Raw genomic sequence first — 25,115 nt, 5'->3', positions numbered from 1 at the left:
AAAATATACGGGTGTCAAGTAATTATACTTTACATCATGGTGATATAATGGATATAACAAGAGTATTTGAAATGAACGAATTACTCGACATCTATGGTGGATTACTTACAGAAAAACAAATTTCTATCATGAATTTATATTATCAAGAGGACTTGTCTTTAGCAGAAATCAGTGAAATGATGGATATATCAAGACAAGCAGTGTATGATAGTATAAAAAAATCTGAGAAACAGCTTTCTAATTATGATGAAGTATTGCATTTTAAAGAATTAACTGAAAATACTGAAAAGATTAAAGAAAGATTGGAAGAATTTTTAGACTCTGATACTACAAATCTAAATGAAACGCAGTTGTCACAGTTAAATGATATTTTAAAGTTATTTGAGAAAGGGGACTAACCTATGGTTTTTGAAGGATTGTCAAGTAAACTTCAATCTGCTCTTTCTGGACTAAAAGGTAAGGGTGTACTTACCGAAAAAGATGTCGATAATGCAATGAGGCAAGTAAAGCTTTCTCTACTTGAGGCGGATGTAAATTACAAGGTTGTAAAAGATTTTGTAAAGACTGTAAAAGAAAAGTCAATAGGAGAAGATGTTGCCAAGAGCCTTACTCCCGGTCAGCAGGTTATTAAAATAGTAAATGACGAATTGAAAGATTTGATGGGCACTGTCCAAAATAAAATCAACATTTCATCAAATCCGCCAACTGTTGTGTTGATGGTAGGCTTGCAAGGTGCAGGTAAAACAACAACTTCTGCAAAGCTGGCATATAATCTTAAAAGTATTGGTAAAAATCCAATGCTGGTGGCCTGTGATGTATATAGACCGGCAGCCATTAAACAGCTTGAGGTTTTGTCAAAGCAGGCTGGAGTTAGATTTTATTCTGACGAAAGCTCCAATGACCCGGTGCAAATTGCATCTGATGCGATTAAATCTGCTAAGACATTGGGATATGATTTAGTTATCATAGATACAGCCGGTAGACTACAGATTGACGAAACACTTATGAATGAGCTTAAAAACATCAAAGCAAGTGTTAAGCCTCACGAAATAATGCTTGTAGTAGACTCTATGACCGGTCAAGAGGCAGTAAATATTGTACAAGCCTTTGATGAGGCATTAGGCATAGATGGTGTCACACTCACCAAGCTTGATGGTGATACCCGTGGTGGTGCTGCCTTATCCATAAAAGCTGTCACAGGTAAGCCTATAAAGTATTCTGCAATTGGTGAAAAATTAGGCGATTTAGAGCCGTTTTATCCGGATAGAATGGCAAACAGAATACTTGGAATGGGCGATGTCTTATCACTAATTGAAAAGGTAAGTTCTTCAGTAGATGCCCAGTCAGCAGATGAAATGGAAAAGAAGTTCAGAAAAATGGATTTCAATTTTGATGATTTTCTATCTCAGATGCAGCAAATTAAAAAAATGGGACCGTTAAAAAATATTTTGGAAATGATACCAGGTATATCAAATCAAATCAAGAATATTGACATCGATGACAAGGAACTACTGAAAATAGAGGCTATTATACAATCTATGACAAAAAAAGAAAGGTTTGACCCAAGCATTATAGATGCAAGCAGAAAGAAAAGAATAGCAAAAGGTGCTGGAACTGAAGTAAGTCAAGTTAATAGACTTCTAAAACAATTCCAAGAAACCAAAAAAATGATGAAACAGTTTAATAATCTTGCTAAACCCGGCAAGAACAAATTTAAATTTCCTTTCATGGGAATGTAAAAAATATATAATTATAGAAAGAGGTAAAGATTATGGTTAAAATTAGATTAAAAAGAATGGGAGCTAAAAAATCTCCATTTTACAGAATAGTAGTAGCAGACGTTAGAGCTCCAAGAGATGGTAAATTTATCGAAGAAATAGGATATTACAATCCTATGCAATCTAAGGAAATAAAAATAGACGAAGAAAGAGCTAAAAAATGGCTTTCAACTGGTGCTCAGCCTACTCAAGTTGTAAAGACTTTACTAAAAAGAACTGGCATAATTGAAAAATAAAGGCTTTTTACTTTAGGAGGAAAACTAATGGTTGAACTTGTTAATGTAATAGTCAAAGAATTAGTTGATGAACCGCAATCAGTAGAAATTGAGACACTGCAAGAAGATAACACTACAGTAATAAAGTTAAAAGTTGCTAAATCTGATATGGGTAAGGTTCTTGGTAAACAAGGTAGGATTGCAAAATCAATTAGAAAGATACTAAAAGCCGCATCTGCTAAAGAAGATAAAGCTTACGTTTTACAAATTGTAGAATAAACCACCCTTGAGGTGGTTTTCTTTTTAGGAGGATTTCTTGAGCTATAAGAAGATAAGAATAGGTAAAATTACCAAGGCACATGGTCTAAAGGGCGAATTTAAAGTCTATCCATACACTGACGATGAACAAACCTTTGTTGGATATAAAAAAATATACATTGAAGGAATTAATGAGCCTTTTAACGTAAAAAATTCAAGACGTGCAAACGGAATGTATATTTGTAAGCTAGCAGGCTATGATAAAATAGAGGATATAGAAAAATTTTTAAATAAATTTATTTTCATAGATTATGAAGATAAAAGAAAAATGGCTAAGGACGAATTTTTAATCGGAGATTTAATTGGACTGGAAGTATTCAATGGAGATAAATATATCGGCAAAGTTGATGATGTATTATCATATCCTGTAAATGACGTTATAAAAGTTTTAGACTATGATACAAAAGAAATACTTATTCCAAATGTCAAAGAATTTGTAATAAGTATTGATTTGGAAAAAAATATAATGCAAGTTAAACTTATTGAGGGTATGTAAATGATTTTCAATGTAATGACATTATTCCCTGAGGTTATTTATTCTTATGTTGGCTCAAGTATTATTTTTAATGCTATAAAAAATGGCATAATAAAAGTAAATGTTTACAATATAAGAGACTATTCCAAGAATAAGCATAAAAAAGTAGACGACTATCCATTTGGGGGCGGGAAGGGTATGCTTATGACACCTCAGCCTATATATGACAGCTATATGGATATAAAGAGAAAAAATCCAACTACCAAATTGATATATTTTTCTCCAAAGGGAAAAGTTTTGGATAATAATATGTGTATAAAATATTCCAAAATGGATAATATAACATTTTTGTGCGGTCATTATGAGGGCATAGACCAGCGAATAATCGATTTAATTGTTGACTATGAGGTTTCTATAGGAGATTATGTATTAACCGGCGGAGAACTCCCTGCACTAGTCATGCTTGACTCAATATCAAGAAAAGTTGATGGAGTATTATCATCAAAGGAGAGTGTAGAAACCGAAAGCTTTGAAAATAATTTACTGGAGTATCCTCAGTATACAAGACCTCAAGAATTTAACGGAGTAAAAGTGCCTGATGTATTAGTCGGTGGTAATCATCAGGAGATAGATAAATGGAGAAAGCAACAGTCTATTATTTTAACTAAAAAATTAAGACCGGATATAATAAAATAATATAAATTGTATAAAAATATAGAATTTATTGACAAATTGCTAAAAAGTGTTAAAATATTATTAGCAATTAAATAAATTGAGTGCTAATAAAAGGAGATAAATATGGCTAAAAAACAATTTAAAGCAGAGTCTAAAAGACTTCTAAATTTAATGATAAATTCTATTTATACAAATAAAGATATATTTCTTAGAGAATTAATATCTAATTCCAGTGATGCGATAGATAAGCTTTACTACAAAAATTTATCTGATGAAAATCAAACCTTTAACAAGGATGACTATTATATCCAAGTTTCATTTGACAAAGATAATAGAACTATAACTATTGAAGATACCGGTATAGGTATGACTAAAGAGGAGCTTGAAAACAACTTGGGTATTATTGCTAACAGTGGTTCATTCAAGTTCAAGCAAGAAAATGAAATAAAAGAGGATTATGACATTATAGGTCAATTTGGTGTCGGTTTTTATTCGGCATTTATAGTGGCTAAAAAAGTAACTGTCCTATCCAAATCTGTAGTTGAGGATAGTGCCCATATGTGGATTAGTGAAGGAGAAGATGGTTTTGAGGTTAAAGATGCTCAAAAAGATACTCCAGGAACTATAATTACACTATATCTAAAAGATAACACAGAGGACGACAATTTTGATGAATATCTTCAAGAATATAAGTTACGTTCGTTGATTAAAAAATATTCTGATTTTATAAGATATCCTATTAAAATGGAAATATCTAAGTCAAGACCAAAGGAAGACAATAAAGAGGAATACGAAGATTACACAGAAATAGATACAATCAACTCCATGGTACCTATTTGGAGAAAAAATAAAAATGAACTGGAAGATAAAGACTACATTAATTTTTACAACGAAAAACACTTCGGTTTCGATACGCCATTAAAATATATACATTTAGTAGCCGATGGGGCAGTTAGATTTACCGCAATACTATATATTCCATCGATGATGCCATTTAACTATTACAGCAAGGACTACAAAAAAGGCTTACAGCTTTATGCAAACAATGTGTTGATAATGGATAAATGTGAAGAACTTTTACCTGACTACTACGGATTTATAAGTGGGGTAGTTTCATCAGACGATTTATCACTTAATATTTCAAGAGAAACCCTACAGCACAACAGACAGCTTATGCTTATAGCTAAGAGAATAAAATCCAAGATTAAATCTGAGCTTGAAACAATGCTTAAAAACGATAGAGAAAACTACGATAAATTTTATCAGACGTTCTCCCGTAGCTTAAAATTTGGCGTATATGACTCTTACGGCAAAGACAAAGACGAAATAAAAGACCTTGTAATGTTTAAGTCTTCATTGGACGACAGCAAATATACTACACTTCAAGAATATGTGTCAAGAATGAAACAAGACCAAAAAGAAATCTACTACGCAACTGGCGAAAGCATAGAAAAAATCAAAAAAATACCTCAAATTGAGCTATTATTAGAAAAAGGCTATGAGGTATTATACTTCGATGAGGAAGTGGACGAATTTGCTATACAGACTCTACACGAATATGATGGTAAGCACTTTAAGTCTGCCTCAGACTCAGATATACAGGCTCTTGATGAAGAAAATAAAGAAAGCGAAGAAAAGACAAAAGACTCTAAATCAATGCTTGATGAAATGAAAACTCTATTAAAGGACAATGTAAGTGACGTAGTTGTATCTACAAGACTTAAAAATTATCCTGTATGTTTCTCTACCAAGGGTCCTATAAGTATTGAAATGGAAAAGACTTTAAATGCTATGCCTCAAAGTGCCGGTGTAAAAGCAGAAAAAGTGCTTGAAATAAATGCTGAAAATAAAGCGTTTGATAAACTAAAAGAGTTCTATGAAAACGATAAAGAAAAATTTAAAAAACTTACAGAGGTATTATATAACCAAGCCTTATTAATAGAAGGTTTGCCGGTTGCAGATACTATTAAGTTTACAAATGACATTTCAGATTTGTTGTTTAGCTAGTAAATAAAGCATAGAATTGTTCAATTAATTTGAGCGACTCTATGCTTTTTATTTTATAAATCAAGTTTCATCAATATGTAATCATATCTATCTACTATAAGATTTTTGTAATATGAGCCTGATTTATTTTCGTGTATTAAAGCTCCGATACCGGTGCAATTATGCTCTTGCAGATACTCTTTTGATAATTGTGCAAAGGCTCCTCCAATACCTAGATGTTTTTCTCCTGTTCCTAAATAGAGTATGATAAATTCTTTAGGCCTTTTTTTGTATATAAATATTTTTAATAAATTTATTAAAGAAATGCTATTTGTTAAATCTGATAGATTAGGTACAGATATCAAAAATCCAGCTAATTTGTTATCCTTGTATGCTAAAAATACCATATCCCATACAAGTATATGTCTTAACTTGTAAAATATCGCAAAAAACTGTTCTTCTGATACAAATTTATATTCCGAAAATTTTGAATATAGCTCTATTAGTAATCTATAGACGTCATTAATAGCTTGCTTGAAGGTTTTTAATGAAGAATTTCTAATTTTATAGCCATTATTCTGTATCATTTTTAGGCGACCTATACATTTAACACTGTCGTCTGTTGTGGTAGGGGCTATTAATTGATTTGAATAGTATCTGTCAGATATAATCAATAAAAATAATATCTAGCTAACAAATATTATTTTACAAGATTTCCCAACATTTTACAATAATTTTATACCGAAACAAAAACACGTCAGAACGCGTTTAACCGCACAGAAAAGATACTAGCAATATAAAATATAGCCGATATTTTGCAAAATGCGATAAATATCGGCTATATTTTACAAAAAAGCAAAAATTCTCTACTTTAACTTCGCATAATACATATTATGCGAAGTTAAAAATAAATTTAATAGTTGTATTTTTTATACTATTATTCAAATCCTATACAATTTTAATTTCTTCTTCAAATAATTGCACAAATTCTTTTCTTCCGTGAACAAACATTTTTTCATATATATGAGTAAAATGTTTTTTAACAGTCATAACGGATATTCCATAGCATTGAGTAATTCTGTAATTTGAAAATCCAGCTAATTTTAAAAATCCTAGTTGTCGTTCTCTCTTTGTAAGTTTATATTTATTTGCAATCTCATTATAATGTGATTTTGATACCACTACTTCACTCCTCGTCAACATCCATGGATTGATTTAAAGCCAAAGTTGCATTAACCTTTAATGGTAATAATAGATATTCAAATACTACTGTATAAAAGGCAGATAAGGTTGCAACCGCTAAAAAAGCAGCTAGATTATCAGTAGATTCATGGCTTAATAGTATTACTATAATACTAATGATAAATTCTATCAATCCACTGTATAAAATTAACTTCTGACACGTTACAACGGCTTCATTAATATTTTTTAATTGTAATAACGTGTATTGTTTTATACCAATGGAGAATGAGCTAATGAAATCATGCCAAATCCCCATTATTAACATACACGGTACAGTTATAACTATTATCCCTAGTATCGAAGGAAAATCTGTTATCATAATCAAGCCTTTAGAAAAGCCTCCAGCATAATTATGAAAAAATAAAGATAGTACAAAAATTAATAAAATTAAGTTTAAAAATAAAATTATCCTGATGTTTACTCTTTTTTTCTTATTCATTATCATCCCACTCTTTTCATAATATAATATAATATAATATAATGATTTAACTTGTATTCATATTATCATAGGAACTAATATAAATAAATACCACCTTTTATTTAATAGTTGTTAATAATTTTGTATATAGTTTTTATGAAAATTACATTTCATAATATAAAAAAATCTGCAACGAATTAATTCATCGCAGATTTTTATATAGATTATTACTAAACAGTTATTTTCGTTCTTTTATATCAATTTTGTGTAATCATTACTAGATAAAAAAGAACTTTTTAGAGTGGAAATTATTTGTTTGGTGCAGAGAAAGGGACTTGAACCCTCAAGCTTGTATAAGCATACGCCCCTCAAACGTACGTGTTTGCCATTTCACCACCTCTGCAAACATCAACGCCGACTGATTAATCAATCGGCGTTGAATAAATTAAACTTTAAAGCTATTATTTATTGACAATTAAAACTAGTCAAGTATTTTAGCTACAACGCCTGCACCTACAGTATGTCCGCCTTCTCTTATAGCGAATCTCATACCTTCTTCCATAGCAACTGGAGTAATAAGTTCAACGCTTATAGTTACGTTATCACCAGGCATAACCATTTCTACTCCTTCTGGAAGTTCGATATCACCAGTAACGTCAGTTGTTCTAAAATAGAATTGAGGTCTATATCCCTTGAAGAATGGAGTATGTCTACCACCTTCATCATTCTTTAGAACGTATATTTCAGCAGTAAATTTCTTTTTTGGATGAATAGTACCAGGTTTAGCAAGAACTTGTCCTCTTTCGATTTCATCTCTGTTGATACCTCTTAAAAGAGCACCGATGTTATCACCAGCTTGAGCCATGTCTAGTAATTTTCTAAACATTTCTATACCAGTAACAACAACTTTTCTTGGTTTGTCTTGAAGACCAACTATTTCGATTTCTTCTTGCATTTTAAGTTGTCCTCTTTCAACTCTACCTGTTGCAACTGTTCCTCTACCAGTAATTGTAAATACGTCTTCTACTGGCATTAAGAATGGTTTGTCGACATCTCTTTCAGGTTGAGGGATATATTCATCTATTATATTGAATAATTCAACAATTTTATCTCCCCAAGGACCTGCAGGGTCTTCAAGAGCCTTAAGAGCAGAACCTCTTACTATTGGAGTATCGTCACCAGGGAAATCATATTCATTAAGAAGGTCTCTAACTTCCATTTCAACTAATTCGATAAGTTCATCATCATCAACCATATCGCATTTGTTAAGGAATACTACTATATAAGGTACACCAACCTGTCTAGAAAGAAGTATATGTTCTCTAGTTTGAGGCATTGGACCATCAGCAGCAGAAACTACAAGTATAGCACCATCCATCTGAGCAGCACCAGTTATCATGTTTTTAACGTAGTCGGCGTGTCCTGGGCAGTCAACGTGAGCGTAGTGTCTGTTTGGAGTTTCATATTCTACGTGAGAAGTAGATATAGTGATTCCTCTTTCTCTTTCTTCTGGAGCTTTATCTATATTAGCGAAATCAACCGCTTCACCTGTGCCATATCTTTGGTTAAGTGTAGTAGTTATAGCAGCTGTAAGAGTAGTCTTACCGTGGTCAACGTGACCAATTGTTCCGATATTAATGTGTGGCTTAGATCTTTCAAATTTAGCTTTTGCCATTTTAAAAATTCCTCCTAAAATTTATTTTAAAATTTTATTTACTTACCTTTTTCAGTTACCTTTTCAGCAATTGACTTTGGAACTTCATCGTAGTGATCAAAAATCATAGTATAAGTTGCCCTACCTTGTGTACTTGAACGAAGGTCTGTAGAATAACCAAACATTTCTGAAAGCGGAACCATAGCGTGTACAGCTTGTGCACCACCAGGTCTAGCTTCCATACCTTCAATTCTACCTCTACGAGAGTTTAAGTCTCCCATAACATCTCCCATGTAGGATTCAGGAGTAACAACTTCTACTTTAAATATAGGTTCAAGAAGTACAGGGTCTGCTTTTTTCATACCATCTTTAAACGCCATAGATGCAGCAACTTTAAATGCCATTTCTGATGAATCGACTTCGTGGTATGAACCATCATATAATTCAACTTTTACGTCAACTACTGGATATCCAGCGACGACACCTGATTCCATTGCACCTTGGATACCTTGGTCGATTGGTCCTATATATTCTTTTGGTATTGCACCACCAACGATAGCATTAACAAATTCATATCCAGCACCAGGCTCTTGAGGTGTCATTCTAATCTTAACGTGACCGTATTGTCCACGACCACCAGATTGTTTTGCATATTTATTTTCTATGTCAACTGGTTTTCTAATTGTTTCTCTATAAGCTACTTGTGGAGCTCCAACAGATGCTTCAACTTTAAATTCACGAAGTAATCTATCAACAATTATTTCTAGGTGAAGTTCTCCCATACCCGATATAATTGTTTGACCTGTTTCTTCATCAGACCTTACTCTGAATGTAGGGTCTTCTTCTGCTAATCTAGCAAGAGCTGTACCCATCTTTTCTTGTGCAGCTTTAGATTTTGGTTCTATAGCTACAGATATAACCGGTTCAGGAAATTCCATAGATTCAAGAACTATTGGTGCGTCAACATCACAAAGAGTATCACCTGTAGTTGTATCTTTAAGACCTACAGCTGCTGCTATATCGCCCGAAAATACTTCAGTGATTTCTTTTCTTGTGTTAGCGTGCATCTGTAGTATACGACCTATTCTTTCTTTCTTGTTTTTTGTTGAATTTAAAACATAAGAACCGGAAAATAGTATACCTGAATAAACTCTAAAGAATGCTAATTTTCCTACAAATGGGTCAACCATTATTTTGAACGCTAGAGCAGAGAAAGGTTCTTCATCTGATGAATGTCTAACTTCTTCTTCACCGTTTGGCAGTGTTCCCTTTATTGATTCTATGTCTGTTGGAGCAGGCATATAATCAACTATAGCATCTAGTAAAAGTTGGATACCTTTATTTTTGTATGCAGTACCGCAAAATACTGGGTAAATTTCATTATTTACAACACCTTTACGGATTGTTTTTTTAAGTTCATCAACAGTAATTTCTTGACCTTCAAGATATTTTTCCATCAACGTTTCATCTAATTCAGAAACTTTTTCTACCAAAGTTTCTCTTAGCTCTTCTGCTTGTGCTTTTAATTCTTCAGGAATTTCTACTTCTGAGATATCTCTTCCTTGGTCATCATTATAGATGTAGGCTTTCATAGTTAATAAATCTATTACACCTTTAAAAGTATCTTCTGCACCAATAGGTAATTGTGCAGCAACAGAATTAGCTCCAAGTCTATCTTTCATCATCTGAACAACGTTAAGAAAATTTGCACCGACTATATCCATCTTATTTATAAATGCAATACGAGGAACACTATAAGTGTCAGCCTGTCTCCAAACATTTTCAGATTGTGGTTCTACCCCATTTTTAGCATCAAAAACTGCTACTGCTCCGTCTAGAACTCTTAAGGAACGTTCAACTTCTACAGTGAAATCTACGTGTCCTGGAGTATCGATTATATTGATTCTGTTATTTTTCCAGTGAGTTGTTGTAGCAGCGGAGGTAATTGTTATACCTCTTTCTTTTTCTTGCTCCATCCAGTCCATTTGAGATGCACCTTCGTGGGTTTCACCAAGTTTATGAGTTATTCCTGTAAAATACAGAATTCTTTCGGTAGTTGTGGTTTTTCCTGCGTCAATATGTGCCATTATCCCTATATTTCTAGTTCTTTCCAAAGGATATTCTCTTACCACTTAATTTCTCCTTCCAACTTGTTATTTTATTACCAACGATAATGTGCGAATGCTCTGTTAGCCTCTGCCATTTTGTGAGTATCTTCTCTCTTTTTAACAGTTGCTCCGGTATTGTTAGCTGCGTCCATTATTTCTTTAGCAAGCTTTTGAGTCATACCTTTTTCGCCTCTTAGTCTGGAATATTTAACTAACCATCTTAAACCAAGTGTTTCTCTTCTATCAGCTCTAACTTCAATAGGTACCTGATAGTTAGCACCACCTACTCTTCTAGCTTTTACTTCTAATACAGGCATTATGTTCGCCATCGCCTTTTCAAAAACTTCAAGTGGTTCTTGGTCTGTATTTTCTTTTATTATTTCAAATGCGCCATATACAATTTTCTGAGAAGTTCCTTTTTTACCATCCAACATTACTTTATTTATTAGCTTGCTAACTACTCTGCTAGAGTACATTGGATCTGGTAAAACCTCTCTTTTAGGCACTTTACCTTTTCTTGGCATTTCTTCCCTCCTTAATATAATATTAATTCATAGGTACTCGACACCCAAATTATGCCGCCAGCCTTATTAAAGCTTGGACATTTTCGCCTATCAAAACACCGAAGTGCTCATTATTTTGCGTCTTTAGGTTTTTTTGCACCGTACTTAGATCTTGCTTGCATTCTTTTGTCAACACCAGCAGTATCTAATGTACCTCTGATGATGTGGTATCTAACCCCTGGAAGATCTTTTACTCTTCCGCCTCTTATAAGAACAACGCTGTGTTCTTGTAGGTTATGACCTTCGCCTGGAATGTATGCAGAAACTTCCATTGCGTTTGTAAGTCTAACTCTTGCAACTTTTCTTAAAGCTGAGTTAGGCTTTTTAGGTGTTACAGTTTTAACCGAAGTGCATACTCCTCTTTTTTGTGGAGCAGTTATTTCAGTAGATTCTTTCTTTAATGAATTGAACCCTCTTTGTAGAGCTGGAGCAGTTGACTTTTTAACTGCAGTGCTTCTTCCACTTCTTATTAACTGACTTATAGTAGGCATATCGCACCTCCTTTCGATGTTTGATTAAGCTATGTCCATAGCTATTATTTGTATTTTACATACCCATGAATTATATCATTTTTATTTTCATATGTCAATACCAATTTCAATCATTTCATGGATGACGAAATATTATTTTGACATATTTTTCATGTACTCATTTTCCATAAATATTTCTTTTAAAAGCTCTGATAATACCCAGTTTTGGTTATTTTCGGTTCTAACAGATGTTATTGGTCGTGCTATGATGTTTGATTTAAATCTAAATATTAAATCCTTCAGCTGTTCATCATCAAATCCGTCTAAAAGCATAAATTCATTATCGTAAATCTCATCTGTTGATAGTTTTTTGTCACTTTCAGGCCCTTTGTCATCAAAAATATCTTTTAGTTTTAAATCTAAATAGGTTTTGTCAATTGTTTTAATATAAATATCTTCTTGTAAAAAAGCCTGTTTAATTCTTTGCAGTTTATCTTCGTCAATTAAATATAATATAATTTTTCTCATTTCATCTCCTTAAAATTTTTTTATTCTAAAACTTATTTTATTTAAATTAGTTTTAGATAGCTTACTAAGAATATCCAAAAAAATACTGTCAAACTGGATAATATAGTTGAAAAAACAACTAATTGCGTGGATAACTCAAAATTACATCCCATCTCCTTTGCCATTACGGCTGAGCTTACAGCAGGCGGTGCAGTTAGCATAATTAGTAATCCTATAAATTTTTCATTTGTATATCCTAAAAGTATTGATATAGGTATAAATATCATTGGCACAACTATTAATTTTGAAACCATACCTATAATAAGAAGTTTTTTGTTTGCAGTAACTCTTGATAAATTTATGGACGCTCCCAAAACTAACATAGGCATTATAGAGCCTAGTGATGCAAAGTTTTTTATAGTAGCATTTATAAATGAAGGGAATTGTATTCCTAGTAATGATACTATTATACCTAAAATTGAAGAAATTATTAATGGATTTTTAATAATACTTATGAAAATAACTTTTTTATTAAGTGAAGAACCTCCATATATTGAAAGAATTATGACAGCACTTACATTATAAAGTGGAATTATCACCATAATCAATGTAGACGCTATTTGTTGTCCTAAGTCTCCACCTAAATAATAAGCAATCGGAAGTCCAAGTATTACATAGTTACTTCTATATATAGCTTGTATTAAAGAGCCTTGATTTTTTTTATCCTTTGTAAATATAGGTATAACAAATATACTTACAATTATAGTAATAATTACTATAGCACACGCAAAAAACACTAGGCTCAAATCAAATATTGATTTTATATCAGAATTTGATATATTTCTAAAGGTCAAAATTGGCAGAAATACCTGAAAACACGCTTTGTTAAGTGCTCCAATGTTGCTATCACTAAAATAGCCTTTTAATTTCATTAAATAACCAATTACAGCCAATAATACCATTGGCATGACAGCATTAAATGCTATAAAAAAACTTTCCATTTAAAAACCCTTTCTTAGGTCTTGTGAAGATTAACCAACTGTATAAAAAATATGTCTTAGCAACATACTAAAAAGTATTTTACTTTAAAAATATTTATATTTTAAATTATAACAAAATACTGTACGTTATTCAACAAAACTAAATTTAAATGCTTGAAAAAGAATATTTGACAAAATAATAAAAAACTTATATCATATGAAACATATTTATTATATGAGGTGAAAAATGAGCAATTTAGTCATAGTAGAATCACCTGCAAAGGCTAAAACTATCGAAAAATTTTTAGGGAAAAATTACAAAGTGAAAGCTTCTATCGGTCATATTCGTGACCTACCAAAATCAAAATTGGGAGTTGACATCGAAAATAATTTTGAGCCAAACTACATTACGATTAGAGGAAAAGCTACTATAGCAAATGAATTAAAAAAGGAGGCTAAAAAAGCTGATAAAGTATTTTTAGCAACCGACCCTGATAGAGAAGGAGAAGCTATATCTTGGCATTTAGCATATATACTTGGCTTATCAGAGGATGAACAAAATAGAATAGCTTTCAACGAGATTACAAAAGACGCAGTTAAAAATGCAATAAAGATGCCTAGAAAAATAGACAAAAATTTGGTAGATTCTCAACAAGCTAGGAGAGTAATAGATAGATTAGTAGGATATAAAATATCTCCCCTACTTTGGGCTAAGATTTCACCAGGGCTTAGTGCAGGTAGAGTCCAATCAGTTGCCACTAAGATAATTTGTGACAGAGAAAAAGAAATTGAAGCATTTATACCCGATGAATACTGGAGTATAACTTTAAACGCTGTAACTGATAAAAGTGAACCAATTGATTTTGAAATAGCTACAAAAGCTAATAAAAAATTAGAAATAAAAAATAAAAATGAATCAGATGAAATAGTTAAAGCCATCAAAGGTAAAAATCTAGAAATTACTTCAATTGATAAGAAACAACGAAAAAAAGCAGCATATAAACCTTTTACTACAAGCACACTTCAACAGGATGCAGGTATTAAATTAGGCTTTACTACTAAAAAAACAATGCAATTGGCACAACAGCTTTATGAAGGAATTGCGGTCAAAGGTCACGGTACAATAGGCTTAATAACTTACATGAGAACAGACTCTGTTAGAATTTCAGCAGAAGCACAAGCAGCAGCAAAAGAGTTTATAGTTGATACGTTTGGAGAAAAATATCATAAACAATATTTTGCAAAAGCATCAGGCAAAAATGTTCAAGATGCCCATGAATGTATAAGACCATCTCATATAGATTTAAAACCATCAGATTTGGAAACATCTCTAAATAAAGATCAGTACAAACTCTATCATCTAATTTATACTAGATTTATGTCTGCTATGATGGAAGATGCTGTTTTTGAGCAACTTACAGTAAAAGCAAGCATAGATAAATATGGATTTAAAGCAAACGGTTCAAAGTTGATGTTCGATGGATATTTGAGAATGTATTCATATGGCAAAAGTGAAGAGAATATTTTACCTGAATTACGAGAAAATGACTCATTAAAAGTTAAAAAAATATTGCCAAAACAGCACTTTACTCAACCTCCAGCAAGATATAATGAATCTTCACTAGTTAAAACTTTAGAAGAGCTTGGAATAGGCAGACCTAGCACATATTCTGCAATAATATCCACAATTCAGGACAGAGGATATGTAAAGAAACAACAAAAAGTGCTATTCCCTACTGATTTAGGTAAAATTGTAACCGAATTGCTTGAAAAATATTTCAAAGAAATAGTTGATACAGAATTTACTGCTGACATAGAAAATAAATTAGATATCATTGCAGATGGAGATACAAACTGGAAAAATATAGTATCAGACTTTTACAAGCCTATAGAAGAAGAACTTAAAGTTGCAAACTCTGAGATTGAAAAAGTTGATATGACAGAACCAACTGATGAAATATGCGAAAAATGTGGCTCTCCAATGGTAATAAAAAAAGGTAGATTCGGAAAATTTATAGCTTGCTCAAATTATCCAAACTGTAAAAATACCAAACCTATTTTAGAAAAAGTTGGAGTAAAATGTCCAATATGTAAAGACGGAGATGTAATAATTAGAAAAACAAAAAAAGGTAGAGCCTTTTATGGGTGCTCAAACTACCCTAATTGTAAATTTGTCTCATGGAATAAGCCGACAGGAGAATTATGTAGTGTATGTGGCAGTCCATTAGTTGAAGCTACAGGTAAAGTTAAGTATAAAGTAAAATGTTCGAATAAAGATTGTAAGTATAAAGAATACTAAAATCTTTCTATTATATAAATCAATTTAGTAAAAAAACTAGATTTCAAAAAAGCTGAAATCTAGTTTTTTTACTAGTAAATTATTATTAAGTTAACATATTTCTATTCAATTTCTAGCGGTAATCCTAATGTTACTACATCTACTTTACCGCTTAAATCACTTCTGTTGATTAAACCATTTTTATTTTTATGAAAAGTAATAGTTTTGTCTGCTACAACACATTTACCAAGTTCAAATCCATTGTCAGACTCTAATCCGGATGGGACATCTATAGAAATTATTTTTTTCTTAAATAAATTTAAAGTGTCAATAACTCTTTTAATAAAATCATCTATTTCGTATTTTAAATCAAATCCATAAATAGCATCAATTGTAGCATCAACTCTTTGAATTTGAGCTTTTAAAATATCTAAATCTACTGTAGAGTTTTTAAAAAGTCTAACATTAACGCCAAGCTTTTTTATTGTATTTAAGTTAGCTTTAAAGTCTACAGACGCATTGTCTATATCTCCTATGACATTTATATATACAAATTTATCATTTGTTGTAAGATATTTTGCCAAAATTAATCCGATTATACCAATATCATTTGTAGAGCAGATAATACTATATGAATTATAAATTTCACCTTTTAATGCTTCAAACGCTCCTCTACCGGCACTTTCTAACAATACAGCTCGAGATATCCCTAGTGTATCCTTAGCATAATTAAGAGTTTTTTTCATCATGCTGCTACTAATAATATCCATTTGTTCCTCTTATAAAAAATCATTCAAAAATTAATTTTTAATATATCTTTCAAGAGCTCTACAAATCGCTAATGTTACAACGGCTGCAAAAATTGCTTCCGGTATAGAGTTAGCAACAAAAATTCCTCCAAGATATGTTAAAAAATTTCCAGTTATATGGCTTGCTTGCATATACTGCTTAGCATAAAGTAAATAGATACTTCCCAATACAAAGATTGTATTTGTAAGTGAACCAACCAGTGCAGATAAAATATAACTTAAATATTTATTTCCAGTTGATTTTTTCACCATTTTATATGCGTAGTAAGCAAATACCCCTATAAGAATTCTTGGCAAAACAGAAACTATTGGATTCCAAAATACAAAAGAAATAGGCGTTGGTACTAAAAAAGACCTAATTAAAGACGTCATTCCAAAAGTAAAACCAACCATCATTGCGGAATTTCTACCTAGCACTATAGCTGCAATAATTACAGGAATGTGCATTATGGTGACATTAAGTATACCTAGTGGAATATACCCTAAAGGCGTTACACTTAATATAATAGATATAACACATAACATCACAGTACTAGTCATTAGTTTTGTGTCAGAAAGAACTCTTGTCTTGTTTGTTTCCATTTAATCCTCCGTTTTGGCTCTTAAAAAGATGCCGTACATAAAAATTATAAATTAAATAAATAAAGTACAGTTTCAAGAAATAAATTCCTAAATACTGTCTATGAAACATTATATAATAAAATATTTAATATGTCCATAAAAAAGGAAGAGCTCACACTCTTCCTCAAAATTAAATTCTCATGTCAAATTTTGAACCAACTGCAGGGTTAACAGAAAGTTCCATTTGTCTCATGGACTGAAACATCAGTTGTGCATTTTCATTAACTACATCCATTGTTTTTTTCATAATCGATGTAGATACACTACTTGCAGCTTTCATACTACTTAAACTAATTGATAAAGCAGCTACGTCCATTTTAGCCTCCTTCATAGCGACTAACTATTTTTTTTCATCAAAAAATATGCCATAATTATTAATCGTCATTCTATCAATACTATCTTGTCCATACTTGTTCGTGACTTTTGCTTTATTATTATGTTCTTTTAATTCACTTTGTATTTGTTTATATTCAGCATCAATAAAAGGCATAATTTCAGCATCAATATTCTGTACCTTTTGAAAATTTTGTCTTATTTTTATGATATTTTCAGATAATTGAGGATATTTTTTTAATTCATTTGAAAAGTCATCACTTTTACTTAATGCCTCATATAATGCAACAAACTCTCCATCAATACCATCTATATTTTTGATAAGTTCTTTTCTATTATCTAAAATAGATGTCACATCATCAAAATTATAATTGTCGACTGAATTTTTTAATTTAGTTGACAAATTTAAAAATTCTTCGCTAAAATTTAATTTTTTTTCAATAAAAGAAACTAGCTTTTCATAATTATTCATTAGTGACCTCTTTTTACTGCTAACATGGCGTCTTTCCAGCCGTCTCTAATATCTGTCATAACGTCCTTAGCTGCATCAAGATACTCTGTTTTTTTGTAAACATCAGCATCTATCAATTGAGTGTTAACGAAATCATATAATCTATGCAAATCATTTGAAATATTTACTTTCATATTTAATGTTGAGTCCAATTCTCCAATAATGTCTAAAGCTCTTTTTATATTATTATGAGCATCCTCAACACTTTTTTCTTCTATTGACATCTTAGCTAAAGTGATAAATTTTAAACAACCATCATATAGCATTAATGTTAGTTCTTCTTTTGTTGCTGTATTAACACTGTTAGTTTTATATTTGTCATATGGATTAGATAACAATTGATTCACTCCATTTATAATTTGACTATATTAATATTATTGTCCGCCAACTTGTTGCATTAGCCAACCTGATTGGTCTCTCATTTGTTGGATTGCCTTTTCCATTGCTGTAAATTGTCTCCAAAGATTATCTTCGTAAGTTTTTAATCTTCTATTTTCTTCGACAATTCTAGTATCAAATATTTTAATATTTTCTTCAAGTAATGATTTTCCGGAAACAATTCCAGACATAATATTTCCTCTAACGTCTTTCAACAAAGAGGATTCTTTGCCTGTACCTGCTTGAGTAACTATAGATTTCATGCCATCTGCCATGTCGTCCATAATTCTTACAAATACTCCAGTACCTTCTCTTTGAGCCTTTGCTCCAGCTCTTTTAGCGGCAATTTGTTCAGCTGTATCGCCTTTTTTTATTGTATAATCAGTAATATCATCTGATGCTTTAAATAAAGTATCTAATACCTTTTGTGGGTCTTCGGAAAGAGCTTTTTTTAATTTCTTTTCATCTATATTAAGTTTTGCTCCATCTTTCCAGTTGCCAGTTTCAATACCAAATTCATACATAGAACCAGCACCAGAAACTTTTTCATACATTCCACTTCTTACATTTGACAACATTGAAGAAATATTGCTATCCTTAGCAAGAAGACCACTCTTAGCTTTTTCTTCCCAAAGTTTAATATCATTTTCTTTCATTGCCTCTTTTTGTTCAGAAAGAAGAGGTGCATAGTCTCTGTATGACTTTTCAGCAATTTTATCTTGTAAACCGCCAACTACTTTATTATAATCATCGACAAACTCTTTAATTTTGTTGTAAATACCATCAACGTCAGTAGATACAGAAACATTGACAGCTGATTTAGTTGTATTTTTTAGAGTTAATTTTAGTCCATTAATATCTACGTTATTTGTGCTATTTTCTATAGTAGCACCATTGATTGTATATTTTGCATTTTCTCCGGAAACACTATAACCATTAGTGGCATCACCATTAAATGTAGAAACACCTAATTTTTCAAATAACTTCTTAGCACTTTCATCAAATGTGATTTTTTGGTCAGCTCCTGTTTCTTTTGTAGATAAAGAAAACATATAAGTCTCTGTAACTGCTCCTGAGCTATCTTTTGTTTGTCCTACCTTACCAAAAGTAATATCAAGCCCAGTTTCTTTAGCAATTTTCTTAGATGCCTCTTCATAGGACATAACAGTAGATAAATCAACTTCTTTACCATTTACTACAATTTTTTTGAAATCAGTATTATCGAATTGACTAGTAGATGTTAACTTTGTTGTCCCGCTAATTGTAGCTTTTTTAGCTATATTTTCAACCGTAATGTCAATGCTACCAGTATTTGCTGTAGAGTCAGCCGAAACAGCAATAGCATTTTCATCTGAAGATTTAGCTTTTTTAGCCCAATCAACTTTGTTAATACTATTTGGAGATAATTTTCCCATGTAAGTGTAATCTGTCAAGCCTAATTTTTTTCTTGCGTTAAGAAGAAATGTTGCGATGTCCTTGTTTACGCTATGATACGCTTCACGTTTCCATTCTGTTCTTGTCTTGTCTTGAGTAAATTTGTTTAAAGTAAATCTTTTAGCTTGCATCAATTGTTTGACAATTGATTCGGTGTCCATACCCGAAGCCATACCACTAAATCTGATACCGCTACTCATAATATAACCTCCTAATAAATAATGACTTCATGCCTTATTGTTATATCGACAAATAATAAGTATTTGTTAATACTAGAAACAAATAAATCTTAAAATTTTTATAAATAAAAAATTTTATATTTAATATTATATACATTATACCAATTAATTAAAATATTTAAAAGCGGATTCAAACAATTTTATATCATAATTTCCATATACATTTTTATAGAGATTTTTGCCTACCCTTTCACAGTGTCCCATTTTACCTAAAATTCTACCATCTTTTGAGGTAATACCTTCAATTGCATACATTGAACCATTTGGGTTATATTGTTCTTCATAGGTAGGATTTCCACATAAATCAACATATTGAGTGATAACTTGACCATTACTGAACAATTCTTTTACTATTTCCTCACTTGCAACAAACTTGCCTTCTCCGTGAGAAATAGGTACAGAAATAATATCTCCTATATTTACACCCTGTAAAAATGGAGACGAATTAGAAACTATTTTTGTCCTTACTATTTTAGATTGGTGGCGAGAAATATTATTAAATGTAAGTGTTGGTGAATTTTCAGTAATTTCAGATATTTTCCCATTTTCAAAAACCCCCATTTTTATTAACGCTTGGAAGCCGTTGCATATTCCTAACATCAATCCATCTCTATTATGAAGTAGTGAATTTACTTCTTGTTTTATAATTTCATTTTTCATGAATGATGTGATAAATTTACCACTACCATCAGGTTCATCTCCTGCAGAAAAACCACCAGGTATGAATATCATTTGAGCATTTTTAATATGACTTGCTAAATTCTCTATACTCTTTTTAATATTCTCAGGATTCATGTTATTTACTACAACAATATCAGCTTTCATTCCTGACGTTTCTACAGCCTTAGCACTGTCTGTTTCGCAGTTAGTACCTGGAAACACCGGTATAATCACTGTAGGTTTAGCTACTTTGATATTTGTTTTTTTATATTCATATTTTCCAGTCTCATAATCTTTAATTTCAGTAAATTTTTTACCTGATTTCATACTATAAACAGAGTCTAATTTACCTTCATAAATTTCTGATAGCTTTGATAAATCTAAAATATCTTTTTTATAAACAATAGCTGTTTCTTTAGATGTAGTACCTATAACTTTACCAAGGTTAATTTCTTGGGTGACTTCACACACAAATGAACCATAGTTATCAGCAAATATTTCATCAATAAGAATTTCTTCGCTAAATTTAAAGCCTATATTATTTCCTATACACATTTTATATATAGCTTGAGAAATGCCATATATGCCCGTTGTATACATTGAAATAATTTTGCCCTGCTTAACTAATTCATGAATTTTATTAAAATTTTGTATTAATTTTCCAGCGTCAGGCAGTCCGTTTTTATCTTTTTCTACTTCAATATATACTACTTGATGCCCTGACGTTTTAAATTCAGGGGTAATAATATTTTCAGCTTTATCAGTTGTTACTGCAAAGCTTACTAAGGTTGGAGGTACATGGATATCTTCAAAACTGCCACTCATGGAGTCTTTCCCGCCTATAGCAGCTACTCCAAATTCCTTTTGTGCTTTAAATGCACCTAAAAGTGCACTAACCACTTTGCCCCAGCTATTTGGATTTTCTCCTAATTTTTCAAAATATTCCTGAAATGTAAGGTATACATCTTTGTATGATGTGCCTGTAGCAACTAATTTGCATAATGACTCAACAACAGCTAAATACGCTCCTTTAAATGGACTCTTTTCACTGATAAATGGATTGTATCCCCAAGACATAATTGAGCAATCATCAGTTTCTCCATTTTGAACATAAATTTTTTGTACCATAGCTTGTATAGGAGTTTTTTGATATTTTCCTCCAAATGGCATAAGTACAGTGCCTTTGCCTATTGTTGAGTCAAACATTTCTCCTAGTCCTCTGTTTGAGCAAACATTTAAATCTGATAGTACATTTTTATATGAATTAATAAAATTGTCATTTGTTTTATTGCCTTTAATATTTCCTAGCTTTAAAACTGCTGTAGTATGTTTACTTGCACCATTTGTATCTAAGAAACTTCTTTTAATATCTACTACTGTATCGCCTTGCCAAGTCATTGTTAGGTTTGGCTCAGCTTTAACATCAGCTACTTTTACTGCCTTAATATTTTCTTTTTCTGCCTCCTTGATAAAGTTTTCTAAATCATTTTTGTCAATTACTACTGCCATTCTTTCTTGTGATTCGCTAATAGCCAGCTCTGTAGCATCAAGCCCTTCATATTTTTTAGGAACTTGGTCTAAATATATGTCCAAGCCATCTGCAAGTTCACCAACTGCAACGCAAACTCCGCCTGCACCAAAATCATTACATTTTTTTATCATTTTAGATACTACCGGATTTGCAAAAAATCTTTGGATTTTTCTTTCTTCAGGGGCATTTCCTTTTTGAACCTCTCCACCTGAATTGGACACAGAGTCTTGATTGTGTGATTTAGAAGAACCTGTAGCTCCACCTATTCCATCTTTGCCAGTTGCTCCACCGATAAGTATTACTACATCACCGGCAGTAGGATTTATCCTTACTACATTTTCTGCCTTTACAGAGCCTATTACTGCTCCAATTTCCATATGCTTAGCTGTATATCCATCATGATAGATTTCGTCTACTATACCTGTAGCTACTCCTATCTGATTTCCATATGATGAATATCCACTGGCAGCACCCGTTATTATTTGTCTTTGTGATAATTTGCCGGGTAATACATCCTTTATATCACTTAATGGGTTTGATGCACCTGTTACTCTCATAGCCGCATATACATAAGCTCTACCTGAAAGCGGGTCTCTTATCGCTCCGCCAATGCAAGTAGCAGCTCCACCAAACGGCTCTATTTCTGTAGGGTGGTTGTGGGTTTCATTTTTAAATAATAGAAGATAGTCCTCATTTTTTCCATTTACTTCTATGTTTACTTTTACTGTACAAGCATTTATTTCATCACTTTCGTCTAATTTATCCAGCTTACCATTTCTTTTCAGATATTTTGCTGCAATTGTACCCATATCCATTAATGTAATAGGCTTTTTGATATTTAAAGCTGCTCTAGTTTTTAGATAATCCTCATAGGTTGCTTTTAAAAGCTCATCATCAAACTCTACACTGTCAATTACTGTATTAAATGTTGTATGTCTACAATGGTCAGACCAATATGTATCTATAACTCTAAGCTCTGTTATTGTGGGATTTCTTTTCTCTTCTTTGAAATAATTTTGACACATTTTTAAATCATAAAAATCCATAGCAAAGGAATAATTTTCCAACATATTCTTTAACCCGTCATCGTTGAGTTTTAGAAAATCATCTAAAATCCTAACTTTTTCAGGCTTATCATATTTTCTAATTATTGTGCTTGGTTTTTCCAAGGATGACTCTCTTTTTTCAACTGGATTTATAAGGTAGGTTTTAATTCTTGATAAATCCTCATTAGAAATTTTACCATAAAGCATATACACTTTTGCAGTGTCTACTAGGATGTCACTAGTTTGATGTACTAATTGTATACATTGAACTGCTGAATTTGCTCTTTGGTCAAATTGTCCCGGCAAAAATTCAACTGCAAAGATATTGTCACAATCAACTTCTAAACTTTCTGTTACGTTGTCCAGTTGTTTTTCAGATAAAATATTATATTTTGCATACTCAAAAATTTCCTGTGAAATATTTTCTAGATAATATCTATTTAAAACCCTGACGTTTTCAATTTCATTTATATTTAAGAAATTTTTAATATCAGATAGTAATTTAGATGCTTCATTAGCATAGTCTTGCTTTTTTTCAACATATACTTGGTAAACCAATGCTTTCTCCTTAGTAAATAATTGATTAAAAAATAGTAAAAATTAATCCTATTTTATTACTTTAAGTGCCTTTTGACCAATATCTTTTCTATAATAGGCATTTTCAAAATGAACCTTGCTTACTGTTTCATATGCTTTATCAATTGCAGTTTTCAGATTTTCTGCTGTTTCAACTACTCCCAAGACTCTTCCGCCGTTTGTTACTAGTTTGCCAGCTTTGATAGTAGTTCCTGCATAAATTAAATTGTCTTTTATTTTTTCGTCAAATGTTATTTCAAAGCCTTTTTTGTAAGAAATCGGATATCCATCAGACGCCATTACCACACAACATGATGCTGCATTAGAAAAAATTACATCTGTATCTGAAAGCTTTTCATTTGTGACATTCATCATTATAGTTAGTAAATCGCTTTTTAAAAGTGGTAGGATAGTCTGAGCCTCAGGGTCTCCAAACCTACAATTATACTCTATAACCTTTGGTCCATTTTTGGTCAACATCAAGCCGAAATATAGACAGCCTTTGAATATTCTGCCCTCTTTTTTCATAGCCTGAATAGTTGGATTAAAAATTGTGTCCATACATATTTTTGCAATATTATTTGTATAATAAGGGTTTGGAGCAATTACACCCATACCGCCAGTGTTTGGTCCTTTGTCGCCATCATAGGCTTGCTTATGGTCCATTGATGAAATCATAGGCACAACAATATTCCCATCAGTAAATGACAATACAGTTACCTCAGGACCTTCCAAAAATTCTTCAATTACAACTTTTAACCCACTATCTCCGAATTTTTTGTCAACCATTATTTCATCAACAGCGTCAAGGGCTTCATTTAAGTTTTGTGCTATTATTACACCTTTACCAAGTGCTAAACCATCCGCCTTAATAACTATAGGCATTTGCTGATTTTTTAAATATTCCTTTGCACTATCGCTATCGTCAAAAACCTCATAGCTAGCTGTCGGTATATTATATTTTTTCATCAAGTCTTTAGAAAAGCTTTTGCTGCCTTCTATAATGGCGGCATTTTTGTTTGGTCCAAAACATTTTATTCCAGCATTTTGTAATTCGTCAACCATTCCAAGGACTAGCGGGTCGTCCATTGATACTATGGCATAATCTACTTTATTTGTTTTTGCAAATTCTTTAACCTTTTCAATGTCTTTTACGCTAATGTCAACTACCTCAGCTAGCTCTTGGAACGCAAGATTAGAACTGATTGAATATATTTTATCTACTAATTTATTTTCGTTTATTTTTTTTATTATGGCGTGTTCTCTACCACCACCGCCAACAACCATTATTTTCATTATAGCCTCACTTG

General features: G+C 31.7%; 25 protein-coding genes and 1 tRNA gene. 8 read left to right on the top strand and 18 right to left on the bottom strand.

Features of this window, described 5'->3' with window-relative positions:
* Nucleotides 1-47 precede the first annotated feature (47 nt).
* From BBG48_RS02285 to htpG, 7 genes are all read left to right on the top strand, one after another.
* A complete protein-coding gene (locus BBG48_RS02285; protein WP_068914177.1) occupies nt 48-398 on the top strand; it encodes a putative DNA-binding protein in 351 nt (116 codons plus the stop codon).
* A gap of 3 nt (nt 399-401) precedes the next feature.
* Nucleotides 402-1,739 (top strand): signal recognition particle protein, encoded by a 1,338-nt coding sequence (gene ffh, locus BBG48_RS02280; RefSeq protein ID WP_068914178.1) that lies wholly within the window; start codon nt 402-404, stop codon nt 1,737-1,739.
* A 29-nt stretch (nt 1,740-1,768) separates the two neighbouring features.
* Nucleotides 1,769-2,014 carry a 30S ribosomal protein S16 gene (gene rpsP / locus BBG48_RS02275; protein ID WP_185959855.1) on the top strand — a complete coding sequence of 82 codons (246 nt, stop codon included), beginning with the start codon at nt 1,769-1,771 and terminating at the stop codon, nt 2,012-2,014.
* A gap of 27 nt (nt 2,015-2,041) precedes the next feature.
* The gene (locus BBG48_RS02270; protein ID WP_068914180.1) at nt 2,042-2,272 is read left to right on the top strand and encodes a KH domain-containing protein; all 231 of its coding nucleotides are present in this window, start codon (nt 2,042-2,044) and stop codon (nt 2,270-2,272) included.
* Between the two features lie 37 nt (nt 2,273-2,309).
* Nucleotides 2,310-2,807: a ribosome maturation factor RimM gene (gene rimM / locus BBG48_RS02265; protein WP_068914181.1), complete on the top strand. Its 498-nt coding sequence runs from the start codon at nt 2,310-2,312 to the stop codon at nt 2,805-2,807.
* Nucleotides 2,808-3,482: a tRNA (guanosine(37)-N1)-methyltransferase TrmD gene (gene trmD, locus BBG48_RS02260; protein WP_068914182.1), complete on the top strand. Its 675-nt coding sequence runs from the start codon at nt 2,808-2,810 to the stop codon at nt 3,480-3,482.
* A gap of 102 nt (nt 3,483-3,584) precedes the next feature.
* Nucleotides 3,585-5,468: a molecular chaperone HtpG gene (htpG, locus tag BBG48_RS02255; protein ID WP_068914183.1), complete on the top strand. Its 1,884-nt coding sequence runs from the start codon at nt 3,585-3,587 to the stop codon at nt 5,466-5,468.
* A gap of 53 nt (nt 5,469-5,521) precedes the next feature.
* Here htpG and BBG48_RS02250 read toward each other — a convergent pair whose 3' ends face one another.
* The 10 genes from BBG48_RS02250 to BBG48_RS02205 form a co-directional block, all read right to left on the bottom strand.
* On the bottom strand, nt 5,522-6,034 hold the full coding sequence (locus BBG48_RS02250; protein WP_068914184.1) for a hypothetical protein: 513 nt from the start codon (nt 6,032-6,034) through the stop codon (nt 5,522-5,524).
* Nucleotides 6,035-6,395: 361 nt separating this feature from the next.
* On the bottom strand, nt 6,396-6,629 hold the full coding sequence (locus BBG48_RS02245; protein ID WP_068914185.1) for a helix-turn-helix transcriptional regulator: 234 nt from the start codon (nt 6,627-6,629) through the stop codon (nt 6,396-6,398).
* A gap of 4 nt (nt 6,630-6,633) precedes the next feature.
* The gene (locus BBG48_RS02240) at nt 6,634-7,128 is read right to left on the bottom strand and encodes a hypothetical protein (RefSeq protein ID WP_116170933.1); all 495 of its coding nucleotides are present in this window, start codon (nt 7,126-7,128) and stop codon (nt 6,634-6,636) included.
* 296 nt (nt 7,129-7,424) lie between these two features.
* Nucleotides 7,425-7,510, bottom strand: a tRNA-Leu gene (locus tag BBG48_RS02235).
* A 78-nt stretch (nt 7,511-7,588) separates the two neighbouring features.
* A complete protein-coding gene (gene tuf / locus BBG48_RS02230; protein ID WP_068914187.1) occupies nt 7,589-8,782 on the bottom strand; it encodes an elongation factor Tu in 1,194 nt (397 codons plus the stop codon).
* A 38-nt stretch (nt 8,783-8,820) separates the two neighbouring features.
* Nucleotides 8,821-10,893 carry an elongation factor G gene (gene fusA, locus BBG48_RS02225; RefSeq protein WP_068914188.1) on the bottom strand — a complete coding sequence of 691 codons (2,073 nt, stop codon included), beginning with the start codon at nt 10,891-10,893 and terminating at the stop codon, nt 8,821-8,823.
* A gap of 29 nt (nt 10,894-10,922) precedes the next feature.
* Nucleotides 10,923-11,393 (bottom strand): 30S ribosomal protein S7, encoded by a 471-nt coding sequence (gene rpsG / locus BBG48_RS02220; RefSeq protein WP_068914189.1) that lies wholly within the window; start codon nt 11,391-11,393, stop codon nt 10,923-10,925.
* Between the two features lie 110 nt (nt 11,394-11,503).
* Nucleotides 11,504-11,923 (bottom strand): 30S ribosomal protein S12, encoded by a 420-nt coding sequence (gene rpsL, locus BBG48_RS02215; protein WP_068914190.1) that lies wholly within the window; start codon nt 11,921-11,923, stop codon nt 11,504-11,506.
* Between the two features lie 132 nt (nt 11,924-12,055).
* Nucleotides 12,056-12,430 carry a DUF3783 domain-containing protein gene (locus BBG48_RS02210; protein WP_068914191.1) on the bottom strand — a complete coding sequence of 125 codons (375 nt, stop codon included), beginning with the start codon at nt 12,428-12,430 and terminating at the stop codon, nt 12,056-12,058.
* A 41-nt stretch (nt 12,431-12,471) separates the two neighbouring features.
* Complete coding sequence (locus BBG48_RS02205) at nt 12,472-13,410, bottom strand: AEC family transporter (RefSeq protein ID WP_068914192.1); 939 nt, start codon at nt 13,408-13,410, stop codon at nt 12,472-12,474.
* Nucleotides 13,411-13,636: 226 nt separating this feature from the next.
* Between BBG48_RS02205 and topA the strand changes: the two genes are divergently transcribed.
* On the top strand, nt 13,637-15,688 hold the full coding sequence (gene topA / locus BBG48_RS02200; RefSeq protein WP_068914193.1) for a type I DNA topoisomerase: 2,052 nt from the start codon (nt 13,637-13,639) through the stop codon (nt 15,686-15,688).
* A gap of 101 nt (nt 15,689-15,789) precedes the next feature.
* Here topA and BBG48_RS02195 read toward each other — a convergent pair whose 3' ends face one another.
* The 8 genes from BBG48_RS02195 to purD form a co-directional block, all read right to left on the bottom strand.
* The gene (locus BBG48_RS02195) at nt 15,790-16,437 is read right to left on the bottom strand and encodes an NAD(P)H-hydrate epimerase (RefSeq protein ID WP_068914194.1); all 648 of its coding nucleotides are present in this window, start codon (nt 16,435-16,437) and stop codon (nt 15,790-15,792) included.
* Between the two features lie 30 nt (nt 16,438-16,467).
* Nucleotides 16,468-17,058 carry an ECF transporter S component gene (locus tag BBG48_RS02190; RefSeq protein WP_068914195.1) on the bottom strand — a complete coding sequence of 197 codons (591 nt, stop codon included), beginning with the start codon at nt 17,056-17,058 and terminating at the stop codon, nt 16,468-16,470.
* A 169-nt stretch (nt 17,059-17,227) separates the two neighbouring features.
* Nucleotides 17,228-17,413, bottom strand: coding sequence for a YjfB family protein (locus BBG48_RS02185; RefSeq protein WP_068914196.1), 186 nt, complete (start codon nt 17,411-17,413; stop codon nt 17,228-17,230).
* A 24-nt stretch (nt 17,414-17,437) separates the two neighbouring features.
* Nucleotides 17,438-17,902, bottom strand: coding sequence for a hypothetical protein (locus BBG48_RS02180; protein ID WP_068914197.1), 465 nt, complete (start codon nt 17,900-17,902; stop codon nt 17,438-17,440).
* A complete protein-coding gene (fliS, locus tag BBG48_RS02175; RefSeq protein WP_068914198.1) occupies nt 17,902-18,279 on the bottom strand; it encodes a flagellar export chaperone FliS in 378 nt (125 codons plus the stop codon). The genes BBG48_RS02180 and fliS overlap by 1 nt, the downstream gene beginning before the upstream one ends.
* A gap of 36 nt (nt 18,280-18,315) precedes the next feature.
* Nucleotides 18,316-19,953, bottom strand: coding sequence for a flagellar filament capping protein FliD (fliD, locus tag BBG48_RS02170; protein WP_068914199.1), 1,638 nt, complete (start codon nt 19,951-19,953; stop codon nt 18,316-18,318).
* Between the two features lie 144 nt (nt 19,954-20,097).
* Nucleotides 20,098-23,787, bottom strand: a complete 3,690-nt coding sequence (locus tag BBG48_RS02165) for a phosphoribosylformylglycinamidine synthase (protein ID WP_068914200.1) — start codon at nt 23,785-23,787, stop codon at nt 20,098-20,100.
* A gap of 48 nt (nt 23,788-23,835) precedes the next feature.
* The gene (gene purD, locus BBG48_RS02160; RefSeq protein WP_068914201.1) at nt 23,836-25,101 is read right to left on the bottom strand and encodes a phosphoribosylamine--glycine ligase; all 1,266 of its coding nucleotides are present in this window, start codon (nt 25,099-25,101) and stop codon (nt 23,836-23,838) included.
* Nucleotides 25,102-25,115: the final 14 nt, after the last annotated feature.

This window comes from Criibacterium bergeronii (assembly GCF_001693775.2).
GTDB lineage: Bacteria > Bacillota > Clostridia > Peptostreptococcales > Filifactoraceae > Peptoanaerobacter > Peptoanaerobacter bergeronii.
The sequence above is the reverse complement of the archived record's forward strand: the minus strand, read 5'-3'. Positions and strand labels throughout refer to the sequence as shown.